The sequence below is a fragment of the Streptomyces sp. SCSIO 30461 genome, from assembly GCF_037023745.1.
Lineage (GTDB): Bacteria > Actinomycetota > Actinomycetes > Streptomycetales > Streptomycetaceae > Streptomyces.
The window spans coordinates 1,656,156-1,671,875 of the sequence record NZ_CP146101.1 but is presented as its reverse complement, the minus strand read 5'-3'; the positions used below and the strand labels follow the sequence as shown (position 1 = coordinate 1,671,875).

The following is a 15,720-nucleotide window of genomic DNA, read 5'->3' as shown; positions in this document are numbered from 1 at the left end:
GGCCGGTCGCGGCGCACGCCGTAAAACGCCCGGTCAGTCCCCGCCCTCGGCGATCGCCTGCCGCACCTCCGCCACCCGCGCCGCCTCCTCAGCCGCGAAGCGCTCCTTGTCCAGCTCCTCCGCCACCTGCTCGTCCTGGCTCATCAGCAGGTCCAGGTTGGAGTCGCCGAGCTCGAACACCCCCATGTCGACATAAGCCCGCTGGAGCCGCTCGCCCCACAGCCCGATGTCCTTCACACACGGCACGATCCGGCTGAAGAGCAGCTTCCTGAAGAGGTGCAGGAACTCCGACTGCTCGGTGTACTCCTCGGCCTCCTTGCGCGAGACACCGAAGTCCTCCAGCACCTCGATGCCCCTGATGCGGTCCCGCATCAGATAGCACCCCTCGATGACGAACTCCTCGCGCTCGCGCAGTTCCGCGTCCGTCAGTTGCTTGTAGTAGTCGCGCAGCGCCATCCGCCCGAAGGCGACATGCCTTGCCTCGTCCTGCATCACATACGCCAGGATCTGCTTGGGCAGCGGCTTGTCCGTGGTGTCGCGGATCATGCCGAACGCGGCCAGTGCCAGGCCCTCGATGAGGACCTGCATGCCCAGATAGGGCATGTCCCATCGCGAGTCGCGGAGGGTGTCGCCGAGCAGGGCCTGGAGGTTGTCGTTGATCGGGTAGAGCATGCCGATCTTCTCGTGCAGGAACCGCCCGTAGACCTCCGCGTGCCTGGCCTCGTCCATGGTCTGGGTCGCGGAGTAGAACTTGGCGTCGAGGTCGGGGGCCGACTCGACGATCCGGGCCGCACAGACCATCGCGCCCTGCTCGCCGTGCAGGAACTGACTGAACTGCCAGGCGGTGTAGTTGCGCCGCAGCTCGCCCTTGTCCTTCTCGGTCATCTTCGGCCAGTGGCGGGTGCCGTAGAGGCTGAGGGCTTCGTCCGGGGTACCGAGCGGGTCGTACGGGTCCACTTCCAGGTCCCAGTCGATCCGCTTGGCGCCGTCCCACTGCTTGTCCTTGCCCTTCTGGTACAGGGCGAGCAGGCGGTCTCGGCCGTCGTCGTATTCCCAGGTGAAGCGGGCGGAGCCGGACGCGGGGACGGACCAGGCCATATCGTCAGGGGTGTTGGTGTAGAAGTCACGTGTCGGCACGAACAGCTCCTTCGCAGTCCGTTGACCGCCCGGCATGTCCCGTTGACCGCCTGACGGTCTGTCTGACGTCTTCCGGCAGGCTCACACGTTGGTAGACGCCGGGTCAACAAGTCCCACGCAAGGGATTGACGACTTTACTGACACGCAGTCTCATAAAGGCCATGACGATGGTGACCCCACGCGACATCACACTCCTCCGCGACGCCCTCGGCCCGCTCAGGGACCGCGAACAGGTCGCCGCACGCCTGCTCGAGTCCTCGTCCAAGCACTCCTTCGACCCGGACAAGGAGCTGGACTGGGAGGCTCCGTTCGAGAACGGCAAGTGGTTCTGGCCGCCTGAGCTGGTGTCCCTGTACGGCACCCCGTTGTGGAAGCGGATGTCCGAAGAGCAGCGGATGGAGCTGGCCCGGCACGAGTCGGCCTCGCTTGCCTCGCTCGGCATCTGGTTCGAGATCATCCTGATGCAGCTGCTGGTGCGGCACATCTACGACAAGCCCGTGACCAGCAACCACGTGCGCTATGCACTCACCGAGATCGCGGACGAGTGTCGCCACTCCATGATGTTCGCGAGGCTGATCCAGAAGGGCGGCACCCCGGCCTACCAGGTACCGCGGGCCTACCACAACCTCGCCCGCGTCATGAAGACCACCTCGACCACCCCCGGCTCGTTCGCCGCGACCCTGCTCGGCGAGGAGATCCTGGACTGGATGCAGCGGCTCACCTTCCCCGATGAGCGGATACAGCCCCTGGTACGCGGGGTGACCCGTATCCATGTGGTCGAGGAGGCCCGCCATGTGCGCTACGCACGCGAGGAGTTGCGCCGCCAGATGGTGACCGCCCCACGCTGGGAGCAGGAGCTCACCCGGGTCGGCTGCGGCGAGGCGGCACGGATCTTCTCCATCTGCTTCGTCAACCCCGGGGTGTACGAGAACGTCGGCCTGGACCGCCGCACGGCCGTGGCCCAGGTCAAGGCGAGCGGCCATCGCCGCGAGGTGATGCAGACCGGGGCCAAACGGCTCACGGACTTCCTGGACGACATCGGCGTACTGCGCGGGGTGGGCCGCAGGCTGTGGCAGAGCTCGGGACTGCTCGCCCGATGACGCCGGGCCGGCAGCCGACGGGACCCGATCGGCGCGAAGGGCCAGAAGGGACCGAAGCGTCTGAAGGCCGCCCCCAGGATCCCGCGTCGCCGGTTACGCTGCCGGTATGACCACTCCCAGTGCCCAGAGCGCTCCGAGTGCTCCCGCGGAGACCCGCGCCTACCGGAGGCTGAGCGTGGAGGAGCGCCGCAGCCAACTGCTGGGTGCCGCCCTCACACTGTTCGCACACCGGGCGCCGGAAGACGTGTCGCTGGACGACGTGGCGGAGGTGGCCGGAGTGTCCCGGCCACTGGTGTACCGCTACTTCCCGGGTGGCAAGCAGCAGTTGTACGAGGCGGCGCTACGCAGCTCGGCCGACGCCCTCGTGCTCTGCTTCGCCGAGCCGCCGACCGGGCCGCCCACCGAGCGACTCGGCCGGGTGCTCGACCGCTACCTCGACTTCGTCGCGCAGCACGACGCCGGATTCAGCGCCCTGCTGCGCGGCGGCAGCGTCGCCGCGACCTCCCGCGCCCACGCGATCGTGGACGAGGTACGCCGTGCCGCCGCCGAGCAGATCCTGGTGCACCTCGGGGTGCTGCCCGGCCCGGGCCCGCGGGTACGGATGATGGTCCGCACCTGGATCGCGTCGGTGGAGGCGGCCTCGCTGATCTGGCTGGACGAAGAGGAACGCCAGCCGGCCGACCGGCTGTGCGACTGGCTCATCGACCACCTGCTCGGGCTGCTGGCGGTGACGGCGGCATCCGACGAGGAGGCAGCGGGCGTGGTCAGAAAGCTCCTGGCGCTGGAGGACGCGTCGGGCAGGGCGGGGACACTGGGGCGGCGACTGCTGCCCATCGTGGGCGACGCGGCACACCTGCTGTGACACTGGAGGGGTGAGAAGCGAGAACACCCCCTTCGTCGGCGGGCCGCTCGACGGCCGGGTGCTGCCCGTCCTCGTCGGCCCGACCGGCAACCCCCCGCTGTGGTACGAGGTGCCCGTGCCGGACGACGCGGGTGGGCAGCCCACCGTGCACGCCTACCGCAGGGTCCCGGCGGGCCATACCAAGCGGCTCGCGCTGCCGCGCGGCTGGAAGTACGAGTACGCGCCCGAGGGCCGCGAGCGCCGCCGGATCAAATGGCCCTGGTCCAAACCGGAACGCGACGCCCCCTAGGATCGTCATGTCCCAATCAGCACGGCGCCACCATGGGGGAACTCGCCGATGAAGCCGCTTCAGCAGGATGATCCGCGCCGCATCGGCCCGTTCGCCGCCTTCGCTCGACTACGCGAGAGCGCGAGCGCGGTGCGGTACCTCGCGCACCGCGCAGACGGCGGCGCGGACGCGCCCGTCGTCGTCTCGCTCGCCCGGCCGGAGCTCGCCGCGCTGCCCGAATTCCGGCAGTGCTTCGAGGACGAGGTCCGCACCGCGGATCGGCTCGCCGGCAGCTGGGTGCCGCCGCGCGCGGGTGCCTCGGCCGCGGACGACGCGAGCGGGAACGCGAACGCGCCACAGCTGTGGACGGCGTGGCCCTATGTGCCTGCCGTGAGTGTGGCCGAGGCCGTCGCCCTTGCGGGCCCGCTCCCGGAGCACGCGGTGCGCACCCTGGGCGCAGGGCTGGCTGAGACCCTCTCGCGAGCCCATGCGACCGGCACGGTGCTGCACGCACTGAATGCCGAAACGGTTCTTCTGTCTGCTGGCGGCCCCCTCCTCACGGCCTTCGGTGCGCTCGGCTCCGCCGCTCATGTCGAGGCGGGTGACGACGGCCGGCTGTCCACCCACCCAGTCTGCCCCTCACCGGAGCAGCTTTCGGGCGACCGGCCCGGCACCCCGGCCGACATCTTCGCGCTGGGCCTGCTGCTGGCCTACGCGGCGACGGGCAGGGCCCCGGGGCTCGCGCAGGACGGAGCATGGAACGGGACGTTCGACGCCGCCGAACTGCAGGGCGTTCCGGAGGCGTTGCGCGGCCTGGTGGCCGACTGCCTGTCCTGGAACGCGGCGCAGCGCCCCACGGCCGGCGCGGTGGCCGCCGCCCTGTCCCTGGCGGGCGCGGCGGCTCTGGTCACGGAGGGCTGGCTGCCGGAACCGGTCACCGCAGCGCTGGCCACGCAGGCCGCAGCGGTGTCCGGGGCCGGGGAGCAGGACGGCGTACGACGCGGCCCTCGTGGCACGGCGCAGAGCGGTGCGTCCGGCACGGCATGGAACGGCGTACCCGGCGCGGCACCGGACGTGGATGTGCGGGGAGCCGCCCAGCACCCGCTGTCGGGCGGGCCGTTCGCCCCGGCCGGCCCCGGTCCCCAGGCGGCGCCACCTGCCCCCGGCACGCCCGCGCCGCCCGGATTCGCAAGCCTTGAGGGACCCGCGCCTTCGGGCATCGGCGGCACGGGTACGGCCGCCCCGCTTCCGGGTCACGGACACCCCGGCGTTGAGGGCCCCGGCGACCAGGGCGCCACCGCACCGCTGTTCCCGGCGGCGCGGACCCCGTCCCCGGCCGAAGCCAACGACTATCTGCTCCCGACGGCGGCCGCCGCCTCCGCCTCGCCGTTCGGCACCGGTGGCGACTCCATGGCATCCGCCCCCAGGTCCACTGTCACTGCCTCCGTCCTGGCGGCCCGGGCCGATGCGCGCCGGCGCGTGTTCGTGGCCGCCGGCGTGGCGGGTACGGCGGGCCTGCTGCTGGGTGGGGGCATCGGATTCGGCGCCGCGAGCGGCTTCTCGAAGGAATCCGATGGCACGGGATCATCGAAGCCCCGCACCGTCCCGGGTGCGCCGCCCGCCCCGCTGTGGTCGTACCAGCACTCGGGCGAGGAATCCGTCGAGCCCGTCGTCTGGCGCAACCGGGTGCTGGTACTCGCCGAGGCGCACCAGTGCACAGGGGTGGACCTGCGCACCGGTCGCCATCTGTGGACGCAGTCGCGTGGCCGTGCCGCGTTCGCTCCCGTGCTCGTGGGCGACAGTGTGTTCGTGGTCGGCCCGACCGAGTTCATCTGGCTCTCTGCGGACGACGGCGCCGTCGAATCGACCTCGACCGCTCCCGGGCACGTCACCGCCATCGCCGGTTTCGAGGGCTCGGTCGTGTGGTTCAGCGGCACCGTGGGCGCGGCCACGTATCTGTTCGCGTACGACATGAAGGCCAAGAAGGAACTCTGGCGCTCCCAGGTCCCGAACGGGCGTTCGCGCAGTGCCCTGCCCGAGTACCAGGCAGTCGCCGTGATGCCCGACGGCATCCTCGTACGGCAGGACAGCGATTCCCTGACGCAGCAGCAGACGAAGGCGAGCAAGGGCCTGGCCCTGTTCTCGCTGCACGACCGCAAGTCCGGGCAGCGTGTGTGGAGCAAGTACCTCGTGGGGGTCAGCGACGAGGCCACCGTCGTCGGCGACGCATCGGGCCGGGTGTACGCACCGGTCCGCAACGACCTCCAGGCATTCGACACGACCAGCGGCAAGAGCATGTGGCAGGCGTTCGGCCCCGCCACTCCGGGTGCCAACAAGGGCGGCGGCTTCGGCAAGGGCGTCATCCAGGACGGGACGCTCTACCTGGGCACCGACGACCACGATCTGTACGCCCTGGAGACGGCGACAGGCAAGATCCGCTGGTCCCGTTCCACGGAAGCGAGCGGGAGCGGGCGGCCGCGCCTGCTGCTGTCCGCCGGGACGGCGCTGACGCTGGAGGAGAACCAGGTGACGGCGTTCAGCACGCGGGACGGCCGGCGGCTGTGGAAGTTCCAGTCCGCGGGTTCGGCCGACCGGCCCACGAAGTCGGGCCGCTACCGCGGGATCGTCGCCGGGGACACGGCGGTGCTCTGGCGGGACACAACCTTGTACGCGCTGCCCCTCGGCCAGTAGCCCCGGCGCCATCCGCGATCATCCATCCATACGACAAACCTACTTGGGGTGCTCGGGTGGTGGACCCGCGTGGCGCGGCCAGCCTCACGCCCGACAGGAGCCAGTCGCAGCATCATCCCTCCCGTGACCAACGGGAGGTGAACGGATGCCAGACAGACTGCTGCGCACGCTCCGGACCACGGCGCTCGCCTCGGCGATCGCCGTCGTGTCCGTGACAGCGCTCGCGGCGGGGCCTGCCGCGGCCGTGCCGGACGGTCCGGCAGAGCCGCGCACCGTACGCGAACTGCTCCCCGTACTCCGGGACCTGTACCGGCAGGCGGAGGAGGCGGGTGAGGCTTACCACACGACCGCCGAGCGGCTGGTGGTCCAGCGCGCCGAGACCAGACGGCTCCAACTCGCACTCCGCCAGGCGCGCAGCGCGCTGAACGAGAGCCGCGACGAAGCGGGCCGCCTCGCCCGCCGCCAGTACCGGGGCGAATCGGAGCTCTCCGCCTACCTCGGACTACTGCTCGCACGCGACCCTCAGCAGGCTCTGGACGAAAGGCACTTGATCGAACGGGCGAGCAGCGGCAGCGCCGCCACCATCGCCCGTCTCAGGAACAGCGAGCTGCGCGCGGACGATCTCGCCGCCCGCTCCCGCGTGGCACTCACCGTCAAGCGGTCGCTCGCCGACCGCCAGCGCAGGCAACACGACAGGCTTCAGGAGAGGTTGGAGTCGGCGCAGGCGCTGCTCGCCAGGCTCTCCGCCGTCGAACGCACCCAGTTGGAGCGGCTGGAGCAGTCCGAGACGGACGAGGCCCAACGCAGACTTCTGGAGTCGGGCGCGCTGGGCGCGAGCACGCGGAAGCCGTCCCGGATGGGCGGCTTGGCGGTCGAGTACGCGGTACACCAGATCGGCAGGCCGTATGTCTGGGGCGCGACGGGGCCGTACGGGTTCGACTGCTCGGGCCTCACATCACGGGCCTGGGCCACCGCGGGTCGCCCCATCCCCCGCACCAGCCAGGAGCAGTGGGCGCGGCTGAGCAGAGTCCCGCTGGGCGCGCTGCGCCCCGGCGATCTGGTGATCTACTTCCCCAAGGCCACCCATGTGGCGATGTACCTGGGCAACGGCCTGGTGGTGCAGGCGCCTCGGCCCGGCACCCGGGTGAAGGTGTCCCCCATCGCCGCCAACCCCGTCCTGGGGGCCGTCCGCCCGGACCCGGCGAGCGGCCCGCTGCTGTCATACGCGCCGCCTATGCTCCCGAAGCACGCGAGGGCGGGCTCGGACAACGGGTACGCCTCCGCCACGGCGCCCTGAGCCGGAAGTCCGGCGCCGCGCGATGACTTTCGCGCGGCGCACCGGTCTTCACCGGTGCCGCCCACCCTGGAGCGAGGAACAGGAGCAAGTCCCCATGCGCATCGTGATCAGTGAGTTCATGAGTCTCGACGGTGTCGTGCAGGCCCCTGGCGGCCCGAACGAGGACACCGACGGCGGCTTCACCCACGGCGGCTGGTCGCATCCGTTCTTCGACCCGGAGGTGGTCGGCGGCGCGTTCGACGCCGCGCTGACCGGCGCCGACGCCCTGCTGTTCGGCCGCCGCACCTGGCAGAACATGGCCGCCGCCTGGCCCGGGCGTGCGGGCGACCCGTTCGCCGACCGGATGAACGCCATCCCCAAGTACGTCGTCTCCAGCAGCCTGGGCGAGGACCGCCTGACCTGGGTGAACACCCGCCGGATTCCCGGCGATGAGGCCCTTGCCCGTATCGCGGAACTCCGCGCGACGGAGGGCCGCGACCTGCTGGTGATGGGCAGCCCGACGCTCGCGCGGACGCTTCTGGAGGAGGGCCTGGTCGACGAACTCCGACTGATGATCATGCCGCTGCTGCTCGGCGGCGGAAAGACGATCTTCCCGGCAGGCGGCACCCGCCACACACTGGAGCTGGTGTCGGCGGTGACCAGTCCCACGGGTACCCAGGTGTGCACATACCGTGCGGTGACCGGGGGGTAGCTCGGCGGGACGCGCCTCCCGCGCGACGGGCGCCTCCGCGGAGCATGGCCTCCGGGGTCCGGCTCCGGCCCCCTTCCGCGCTCTCACCGACCGGTCTCTCCTTCCCGTGGCCTCGGAGGCACACGGAAAAAGCCGAGTGGAACGTCCGCTCGTGTCAGGCCTGCGCCGCGTCGGCGCCCGCGACCTCGCCCAGGTAGGCCGCCGTCTTCTCCGGGTCGTAGAAGTAGTCCTCGAAGTCCGCCGGGTCGTTGAAACCGTTGGCGAACCGGGCTGCCACAGGCGGGAGTTCACCAGCGGCACCGAGCAGGTCGAGTACGTGCTCCGGCGGCGGGGCCAGCATCGCGTTGGTCCACTTGGTGGCGTGCCGGGCGGTGGCCCAGTAGCGGTCGAACGCGGACTGCATCCACGCCTCGTCGAAGGGGCGGTCCCCGTGCTCGGTGATCGACGCCAGATAGGATGCGGCGCACTTGGCGGCCGAGTTGGCTCCCTGGCCGGTGATCGGGTCGTTGGCGACGACGACATCGGCGACGCCGAGTACGAGTCCGCCACCGGGGAGCCGGCCGATGGGATGGCGGACGGTCGGGGCGTAGCGTCCGGCCAAGGTCCCACCGGCATCGGTGAGTTCCACCTTCGTGGCCCGGGCGTACTCCCACGGGGTGAAGGTCTCCATCAGCTCCAGCGTGAGCGCCACATGCTCCGCCGGGTCCTTGACGCCCTGGAAGACGTCGAGCGGACCGCCGGGGACGCCCTCCCAGAAGAGGATGTCGGCGCGGCCGGAGGTGGTGAGGGTCGGCATCACGAAGAGCTCGCCGACGCCGGGCACGACATTGCAGCGGACCGCGTCGAAGTCGGGGTGCTCCGGACGCGGGGCGAGGCCGTGGACGTAGGAGACGGCGAGGGCGCGCTGCGGCTCGGTGTAGGGCGAACGGGCGGCGTCGCGGGCGAACATGGAGACCAGCTCGCCCTTGCCCGCCGCGACCAGCACCAGATCGTAGGTGCGCGAGAAGTAGTCCAGGTCGGAGACGGCGGCGCCATGGATGACGAGCCGGCCGCCGCGCTGGGCGAACGTGTCCATCCAGCCGGCCATCTTCACCCGCTGGTCCACGGACTGGGCGTGGCCGTCGAGCATGCCCACCCAGTCGATGACCCGGGCGGCATCGGGCCCGGCGACGGAGACGCCGAGGCCGTCGATGCTCGGGGCCTGGGACTCCCAGAAGCCGAGCTGGAGGTCGCGCTCATGTCGGAGGGCCGTGTCGAACATGCACTGGGTGGACATGACCCGGCCCGAGAGGATCTCGTCCGCAGTCCGGTTGGACATGAGTGTGACGTCGTAGTTCTGCGCCTGCAGACCGAGGGCGAGCTGGAGTCCGGACTGGCCGGCACCGACGATGAGGATCTTCCGCATGGCCGCTCTTTCGTTGACGGGCAGAATCAATCGGGTGTGACATCGAGCGCATGGCGCAGCAGTGCGAGCAGCGACTCGATCACTGTGATCCGCTGGCGCGCGTCCATGATGACCACCGGGATGTCCGAAGGGATGCTCAGGGCCTCCCTGACATCCTCCGCCTCGTAGGCGGGAGTTCCCTCGAAGTGGTTGACGGCCACGGCATACGGCAGCCCGCAGCTCTCGACGTAGTCGAGTGCGGGGAAGCAGTCCTTGAGCCGCCGTGTGTCGGCCAGCACCACGGCGCCGATCGCCCCGCGCACCAGGTCGTCCCACATGAACCAGAAGCGCTGCTGGCCCGGGGTGCCGAAGAGGTACAGCACCAGGTCGTCTTCGAGCGTGATGCGGCCGTAGTCCATCGCGACGGTCGTGGTGTGCTTGTCCGGCGTCGCGCTGAGATCGTCGGTCGCCTCCCCGGCTCGGGTCATCAGCGCCTCGGTCCGCAGCGGGGTGATCTCGGAGACCGAACCGACGAAGGTGGTCTTGCCGACACCGAAGCCGCCCGCCACCACGATCTTGGTGGCGATCGGGGCTCGGCTGCGGTCGTTCTGCCAGGACTGTACGTTCTCGTCCTCCACCGCGATGGGGAGTTCACAGACGGCGGAGTCCACTCAGCACCCTTTCAAGCAGTGCGCGGTCCGGGTGACCGGTGCCGTGCCCGGTCCCGTACACACGGATCTTTCCCTGGTCCGCGAGATCGCTGAGCAGCACCCGGACCACGCCCAACGGCATCCTCAGCATGGCCGCGATCTCGGCTACCGTACGCATCCGGCGGCACAGCTCCACGATGGCCCGCATCTCCGGCATCACCCGGTTGGCGAGAGTGCCGTTCGGCAGCTCCCTGCGGGTCTTCCCGGCCGGAAGCGCGCGTTCGGCCGGGTCGAGCGTGGCGACGAACGTCTCGACCAGCAGCACATGGCCGAAGCGGGTGCGGCCACCGGTGAGCGAGTACGGGCGCACCCGTGCGGGGCGCTTGCCCTCGCCGCGTACGGGAAGCCGGGGCGCCAGTCCGGTGGAGGGCGTCACCGGACGCCCTCCACCGACTTGCGCAGTTCGCTGCGGACTTCGGGCGTCAGGACGTGTCCGGCCCGCCCGACGAACAACGCCATGTGGTAAGCGACGACGCTCATGTCGCAGTCGGGGGCCGCGTGCACGCCGAGTAGCGAACCGTCGCTGACGGACATCACGAAGAGGCTGCCGTCCTCCATCGCGACCATGCTCTGCTTCACCGCGCCGCCGTCCATCAGCTGGGACGCACCGATGGTGAGGCTGCCGATGCCCGAGACGATGGTGGCGAGGTCCGCGCTGGAGCCGCGCGGACTCCGCGGGCGGGGGGTATCCGTGGGAGCGGCGTGCGCGGGGTCGGACGACAGCAGCAGGAGTCCGTCCGACGACACGACGGCGACGGATCGCACTCCCGGCACCTCCTCGACCAGGTTACCCAACAGCCATTGCAGGTTGCGGGCCTCACTGCTCAGCCCGAATGTGCCGGTCGCGGTCAACGTCGTGCCTCCTCCTCGGTGGTCCCCCCGGCTTGTGCTCTTCCTCGGTCTGGTGCTGGTCGATCCGATGTCGGCTCTCGTACAGGTCTTCCACCGCCGAAAGCTCCGCCGCCACATCCCGGCGGCCTTCCTTCGCGCCCTGCTGGAAGCCGCCGAGGCGGCGGCGCAGCTCCTCCGCGTCCACGGAACCACCGGGCCCGCGGGGTGCGGCGGGCTGGGTGACGAGCTTGGGTGTGCGCTTGGGCAGGCCCTTGTCCGTGACCGGTTCCCGCGCGTCGTCCGCGTCATCCGGACCGTCCGCCGCGGTCGGGGCGTCCATGTCGGGCGCCTCATCGGCGACGTGGTCTGCCCGATCGTGGGTGTCCGGCTCTGATGGCGGCCTGGGAAGGCGGAATCGGAGGGTGGTCTCGGCGCTGCCCTCGGCAGCCTCCGGCTCCGGCTCGGACGCCGGCCGTGGTACCTCCGTACGGCGCGCCGGCAGGGCGTTCGAGTTGGCCTCGGCCACTGAACCCGGGAGGTTCAGCGTGGGCGCCGCCCCCGGTACGGGCGCCGACTGCGGGGCCGCGGTGGGCGGCGCCGTCGGCAGCACGGCCTCGGGGAGGACCACCACCGCGGTGGTGCCGCCCTGCTTCTGTTCCCGCAACTCCACGCGGACACCGTGTCGGCGGGCAAGCAGCGCCGCGACCCGCAGGCCGAGTCCTTCCCCGTCCCCCGCGGCTGTGGCACGCGGATCGTCCGCCTCGAGCCGGGCGTTGAGCTCGGCGAGCCGCTCCGGGGTGATGCCGATGCCCGCGTCCTGGATGGAGAGCATCACCTCGCCGCTCTCCAGCAGCCAGCCGGACAGCTGGACCTGTGCGTCGGGCGGCGAGAAGGACGTGGCGTTCTCCAGCAGTTCGGCGACCAGATGGCTGAGGTCGTCGGCGGCGAACCCGGCCACCTGTGTGTGCGGTGGCAGCGACCGGATGGTGACGCGTTCGTAGCGCTCGATCTCACTGACGGCCGCGCGCATGACGTCGACCAGCGGTACGGGACCCGGGTGGGCGTTTCCGTGCTCGGCGCCTGCCAGCACGAGCAGGTTCTCGCTGTGGCGGCGCATGACGGTCGCCATGTGGTCCAGCTTGAAGAGGGTGGCGAGCCGCTCGGTGTCCTGCTCGCGCTGCTCCAGCTTCTCGATGACGCCGAGCTGCCGCTCGACCAGCCCGAGGGTCCGCAACGAGAGGTTCACGAAGGTGTGGTTGACCAGCTCGCGCAGCCGCTCCAGCTCAGCGGTCAGCTCGGCCGTACGGGTCCGGAGCTCGGTGCGCTGGGCGGACAGCTGCCCGCGGGCCTCCGTCAGGTCCTCCCGGGAGGAGTCCAGCCGCACGGTCCGCGCCGCGAGGTCGGCGAGCTTGCCATGGAGCGTGTTGAGGCTCCGCACCACCTGGGCGAACTCGTCGTTGCGGCCGGTGAAGCGGACCGGTTCCTCGGACTCCGGGGCGGGCGCGGCAGCGAGCCGGGCAGCGCCGATGCGCAGCACCGCGAGCGGGCGGGTCAGCGTACGGGCGACCGCCGCGCTGATGCCGACGGCGATCAGCAGACAACCGCCGAGAAGTGCGATACGCAGTTCCAGGGCGGTGACGTCGTCGTCGCGCAGCTGACCGATCCGCTCGACCTGTGCGGTGGCGAGCGCCGACTCGACTCCGCGCATCTGCTCGATACGGGCGGAGAGCGCCGACTCGACCTTGTCACGGTCCCCCGCGTCCTTCGCGAGTTCGAGATCGCTGTCGGAGAGTTCGGGCCGGTCGGTGAGGCGGGCGAGGTACTCCTCGGCGGTCTTGACCTCGGGGCCGCTGACCGTGGACGCGAACCGCTCCCTGGCTTCGGGGCGCGCGGCCTGTCCGAAGTCGGCGAGCGCTGCCAGCTCGCGCACCCTGGCCTGCTGGGCGGCTCCGCTGAGGGCGTCGCGGGCGGCTTCGGTCGCTTTGGCGGCCTTGTCGTTCCGGTCGTTCCCCGTGTCCTCCAGGGGCAGGCCGGTGACAGGGTCGAAGGCCGGGCCATCGTCCTCGAGCAGCGGCAGGGACAGCGCGGCGGTCAGCAGTCCGCGGCTCGCCGCCGCCTGTTCCACGGCGAGGCCGAGTGCGGCGGGCGCGCGCACCGCGTCGGCGGCGCGCGGCGGGGTCTGCTCGGCGAGCTCGTCGGCGAGGGCGTGCAGGGCTTCGACGATGCGGGTGTACGCCCGGTGCGCCTCCAGGGCGCTGCCCTTGCCGCTCAGGGCGGTACGCCGGATGGACGGCACCCTGCCGAGGTCGCGGGCCAACTCACCGTGCTCGGCGGCCACACCGGGGCGGATCTCGTCGATCTGCCGGTCGACGCGGGCGCTACGGCTCTGGGAGACCCGCCGGTGCTGCTGCCTGTCGCCCTCCTGCCCGTCCCGGCCCGCGGCGATGTACGCGGTGAGGTCGTCGCGCTCGTCGGCAAGCGAGTGGGCGAGCGTGACCGCCTGCCGGTTCAGTTCGGCGAGAGTGACCAGCCGCTGGGAGTCGTTCAGATCGGCGGATGCGGCGAGCACGGCCGGGGTCCCTGCGGCGACCACGGTGAGGGAGACGGCGGCGACACCTGCGACGAGCCTTCGGCGGACCCGTACGGGGCGGCCGCCCGGGAGGGATCCGGAGGACGCGCTTTCGGGCCGGACCTGAGAGGTCTCGGGCGTGGCGGGAGCCCCGGGGGCGGCTTCCCGGCCCGGTTGACCCGGCGACTGACCCGGCGATGCCGTACCGGGCATACCGCTTGTGCCCCGAGGCCGTTTCTCCTGCACCGGTGCTCGCAATCTCGACTCGTCCACCCATGAAGCAGAGGTGACGGCCGGTCATTCTCGCGACATGCCCCCACCCTGGTACGGCTTACGACCATTCCAGCGCTTTTGGGAGCGGGACGCTGATCACTCGGTCCGCCACCCGAACGAGTGAACATCACTCCGGAGTTGGTCAACAACTTGTCAGCAGGATGGCCGGACGAGCCCGCGGAGCTCCGGGTGGACCTTCGGCGCAGGCTTTGACAGGATGCGCGCCCGCACCCGGGGCGAAGTGATCATTCCGGCCAAAACCGCTGGTCGGAGTGGGTGGTAGCGACCGATGGCGGCATATGGCGGAGTTCGTGAAGGTGCGGTGCCCGCTGGGGCAGACTGCAGTTCATGCACTGCACGCTCGCCGCACTCACATCCGAGCCGGGCCACCCCGAACGCCCCAACGAGGACTGGGCTTCCGTCGCCGTCCCGGCTTCGGGCCTGGGAGGTTGCCTGGTCGTACTGGACGGGGTGACACCGCCGCCGGGCGACGACGGCTGCGCACACGGTGTTCCCTGGTTCACCGCACGACTCGGTGGCACGCTGATCGAACTGTCCGGTTCGCTACGGGATATCCGACTGTCCGAGATCCTCGCCCTGTCCATTCGGCGCACCGCGGACGCCCACTCGAACGACTGTGACCTTTCTCACGTGCGCACACCACAGGCCGCCGTGGTCGTCGCACGCTGGGGCGAGCGGTGGGTCGAGCACCTCGTGCTGTCCGACTCGACCCTGCTGCTGGAATCGCCGGACGGTGAGGTGTCGGCGGTACGGGATGACCGTCTGGACCGGATTCCGCGCGAGACGCTGCGTTCGCTGAGCGCGACGGACGCCCTGCGCAACCAGGAGGGCGGCTTCTTCACGGCCGCGGCCGATCCCTCGGTGGCGGACCGCGCGGTGACGGGCCGTACGCCGCGCTCCCGGGTGAAGGCGCTCGCGGCGCTCACCGACGGGGCGTCGAGGTGGACGGACCTGTTCGAGGCAGGCGGCTGGCAGCAGTTGATGGGGTTGCTCCGCCTGGAGGGTCCTCAGGGGCTGATCGGGCGGGTACGGGCCCTGGAGCGGGAGGACGCCGGCCCCGAACCGGGCACGAACACGGAGGCAGGCGCAGAGGCGGTACCCGAGGGAGCACGGCCCCGGGCGAGGCGCTCGAAGGTCCACGACGACGCGACCGCCGGGTACGTACGGCTGTGAGCCCGCCGAGTGGACCCGCGGGACGCACGGCGGCGGGCCGCGGGCCCGCACGACGGCGGTCGGCGGCCGGTTCCGGCGCTCAGCCCTCGGCGCGCTCGTTGAGCTGGTGCAGCAGCCGGGCGAGCTCGGCGACTTCGCCGCGGTCCCAGTCGGCCAGCTTGTGTACGTAGGTCTGGCGCCGTGCGTTACGCACACTGCGGAACCGCGCGAGGCCCTCGTCGGTGAGCCGCACCAGCGAGGCGCGGCCGTCGGCCGGGTCGGGCTCGCGGGCGACGATGCCGAGCTGCTCCAGTGCGCGGAGCTGACGGCTCATGGTGGCCTTGCCGACTCCGAAGTAGACCGCGAGATCGGTGGCCCGCTGACGGCCGCACTCCTCCAGCCGCACCAGCAGACCGTAGGCCGCGGGCTCCAGCTCCGGGTGGACCTCGCGGGCCATCTCGCCGGAGTTCGCCCGGGCCCGGCGCAGGAAGACCGCCAGCTCGCGTTCCAGGGCGAGGAACTCCTCGAAGTCGCGGTCCACGTCACCGCTTCCCGTGGGCTCCGCTTCACTCCCGGCACCGCTTCCGTGCACGCCAGCACTCCTCGCACGCTCAACTGACGAAGATGGTCTCCTCGCGGCGGTCAACGCCGCAGCTCGTCCAGTATTTCGCAGTCGAGGTGCGGCGGAGGCCCCCGGCACCTTCCCGGTCACTCCGGGAGGATTTCGGCACATG

General features: G+C 71.1%; 14 protein-coding genes. 7 read left to right on the top strand and 7 right to left on the bottom strand.

Annotation, left to right across the window (positions count from 1 at the left end; all coding sequences use genetic code 11):
• Window positions 1-33 precede the first annotated feature (33 nt).
• Window positions 34-1,137, bottom strand: coding sequence for a ferritin-like domain-containing protein (locus tag V1460_RS07665; protein ID WP_407077420.1), 1,104 nt, complete (start codon window positions 1,135-1,137; stop codon window positions 34-36).
• A 161-nt stretch (window positions 1,138-1,298) separates the two neighbouring features.
• On the opposite strand from V1460_RS07665, the gene V1460_RS07660 reads away from it, so the two are divergent.
• The 6 genes from V1460_RS07660 to V1460_RS07635 all read left to right on the top strand — a co-directional run bounded on the left by V1460_RS07660 (window position 1,299) and on the right by V1460_RS07635 (window position 8,046).
• Window positions 1,299-2,237 (top strand): diiron oxygenase, encoded by a 939-nt coding sequence (locus V1460_RS07660; RefSeq protein ID WP_338672925.1) that lies wholly within the window; start codon window positions 1,299-1,301, stop codon window positions 2,235-2,237.
• A gap of 106 nt (window positions 2,238-2,343) precedes the next feature.
• Entirely contained in the window at window positions 2,344-3,099 is a 756-nt protein-coding gene (locus V1460_RS07655; protein WP_338672923.1) for a TetR/AcrR family transcriptional regulator, read from the top strand.
• Between the two features lie 10 nt (window positions 3,100-3,109).
• Window positions 3,110-3,388, top strand: a complete 279-nt coding sequence (locus V1460_RS07650; RefSeq protein WP_338672921.1) for a hypothetical protein — start codon at window positions 3,110-3,112, stop codon at window positions 3,386-3,388.
• A gap of 48 nt (window positions 3,389-3,436) precedes the next feature.
• Complete coding sequence (locus V1460_RS07645) at window positions 3,437-6,058, top strand: PQQ-binding-like beta-propeller repeat protein (RefSeq protein ID WP_338672919.1); 2,622 nt, start codon at window positions 3,437-3,439, stop codon at window positions 6,056-6,058.
• 145 nt (window positions 6,059-6,203) lie between these two features.
• On the top strand, window positions 6,204-7,355 hold the full coding sequence (locus tag V1460_RS07640; RefSeq protein ID WP_338672917.1) for an NlpC/P60 family protein: 1,152 nt from the start codon (window positions 6,204-6,206) through the stop codon (window positions 7,353-7,355).
• Between the two features lie 94 nt (window positions 7,356-7,449).
• Complete coding sequence (locus V1460_RS07635) at window positions 7,450-8,046, top strand: dihydrofolate reductase family protein (RefSeq protein WP_338672915.1); 597 nt, start codon at window positions 7,450-7,452, stop codon at window positions 8,044-8,046.
• Window positions 8,047-8,200: 154 nt separating this feature from the next.
• On the opposite strand, the gene V1460_RS07630 is transcribed toward V1460_RS07635, so the two are convergent.
• The 5 genes from V1460_RS07630 to V1460_RS07610 are packed head-to-tail and all read right to left on the bottom strand — an operon-like array spanning window position 8,201 to window position 13,753.
• Window positions 8,201-9,451, bottom strand: coding sequence for a styrene monooxygenase/indole monooxygenase family protein (locus V1460_RS07630; protein WP_338672914.1), 1,251 nt, complete (start codon window positions 9,449-9,451; stop codon window positions 8,201-8,203).
• Window positions 9,452-9,477: 26 nt separating this feature from the next.
• The gene (locus V1460_RS07625; protein ID WP_338672913.1) at window positions 9,478-10,101 is read right to left on the bottom strand and encodes an ATP/GTP-binding protein; all 624 of its coding nucleotides are present in this window, start codon (window positions 10,099-10,101) and stop codon (window positions 9,478-9,480) included.
• Entirely contained in the window at window positions 10,082-10,516 is a 435-nt protein-coding gene (locus V1460_RS07620; RefSeq protein ID WP_338672912.1) for a DUF742 domain-containing protein, read from the bottom strand. Before V1460_RS07620 ends, V1460_RS07625 begins: the two co-directional genes overlap by 20 nt.
• On the bottom strand, window positions 10,513-10,992 hold the full coding sequence (locus V1460_RS07615; protein ID WP_338672910.1) for a roadblock/LC7 domain-containing protein: 480 nt from the start codon (window positions 10,990-10,992) through the stop codon (window positions 10,513-10,515). Before V1460_RS07615 ends, V1460_RS07620 begins: the two co-directional genes overlap by 4 nt.
• The gene (locus tag V1460_RS07610; RefSeq protein ID WP_338672909.1) at window positions 10,958-13,753 is read right to left on the bottom strand and encodes a nitrate- and nitrite sensing domain-containing protein; all 2,796 of its coding nucleotides are present in this window, start codon (window positions 13,751-13,753) and stop codon (window positions 10,958-10,960) included. The genes V1460_RS07615 and V1460_RS07610 overlap by 35 nt, the downstream gene beginning before the upstream one ends.
• A 408-nt stretch (window positions 13,754-14,161) precedes the next feature.
• Here V1460_RS07610 and V1460_RS07605 point away from each other — a divergent pair, with 408 nt between their 5' ends.
• Window positions 14,162-15,007 (top strand): hypothetical protein, encoded by an 846-nt coding sequence (locus V1460_RS07605; protein ID WP_338672908.1) that lies wholly within the window; start codon window positions 14,162-14,164, stop codon window positions 15,005-15,007.
• Window positions 15,008-15,086: 79 nt separating this feature from the next.
• Here the strand turns inward: V1460_RS07605 and V1460_RS07600 are convergent, their stop codons facing one another.
• Entirely contained in the window at window positions 15,087-15,527 is a 441-nt protein-coding gene (locus V1460_RS07600) for a MarR family transcriptional regulator (RefSeq protein ID WP_338677948.1), read from the bottom strand.
• Window positions 15,528-15,720 lie beyond the last annotated feature (193 nt).

Coding starts and splice junctions, on each gene's coding strand:
- V1460_RS07660 (WP_338672925.1), top strand. CDS start 1,299: ATGACGATGGTGACCCCACGCGACATCACACTCCTCCGCGACGCCCTC.
- V1460_RS07655 (WP_338672923.1), top strand. CDS start 2,344: ATGACCACTCCCAGTGCCCAGAGCGCTCCGAGTGCTCCCGCGGAGACC.
- V1460_RS07645 (WP_338672919.1), top strand. CDS start 3,437: ATGAAGCCGCTTCAGCAGGATGATCCGCGCCGCATCGGCCCGTTCGCC.
- V1460_RS07640 (WP_338672917.1), top strand. CDS start 6,204: ATGCCAGACAGACTGCTGCGCACGCTCCGGACCACGGCGCTCGCCTCG.
- V1460_RS07635 (WP_338672915.1), top strand. CDS start 7,450: ATGCGCATCGTGATCAGTGAGTTCATGAGTCTCGACGGTGTCGTGCAG.
- V1460_RS07630 (WP_338672914.1), bottom strand. CDS start 9,451: ATGCGGAAGATCCTCATCGTCGGTGCCGGCCAGTCCGGACTCCAGCTC.
- V1460_RS07610 (WP_338672909.1), bottom strand. CDS start 13,753: ATGCCCGGTACGGCATCGCCGGGTCAGTCGCCGGGTCAACCGGGCCGG.
- V1460_RS07605 (WP_338672908.1), top strand. CDS start 14,162: ATGCACTGCACGCTCGCCGCACTCACATCCGAGCCGGGCCACCCCGAA.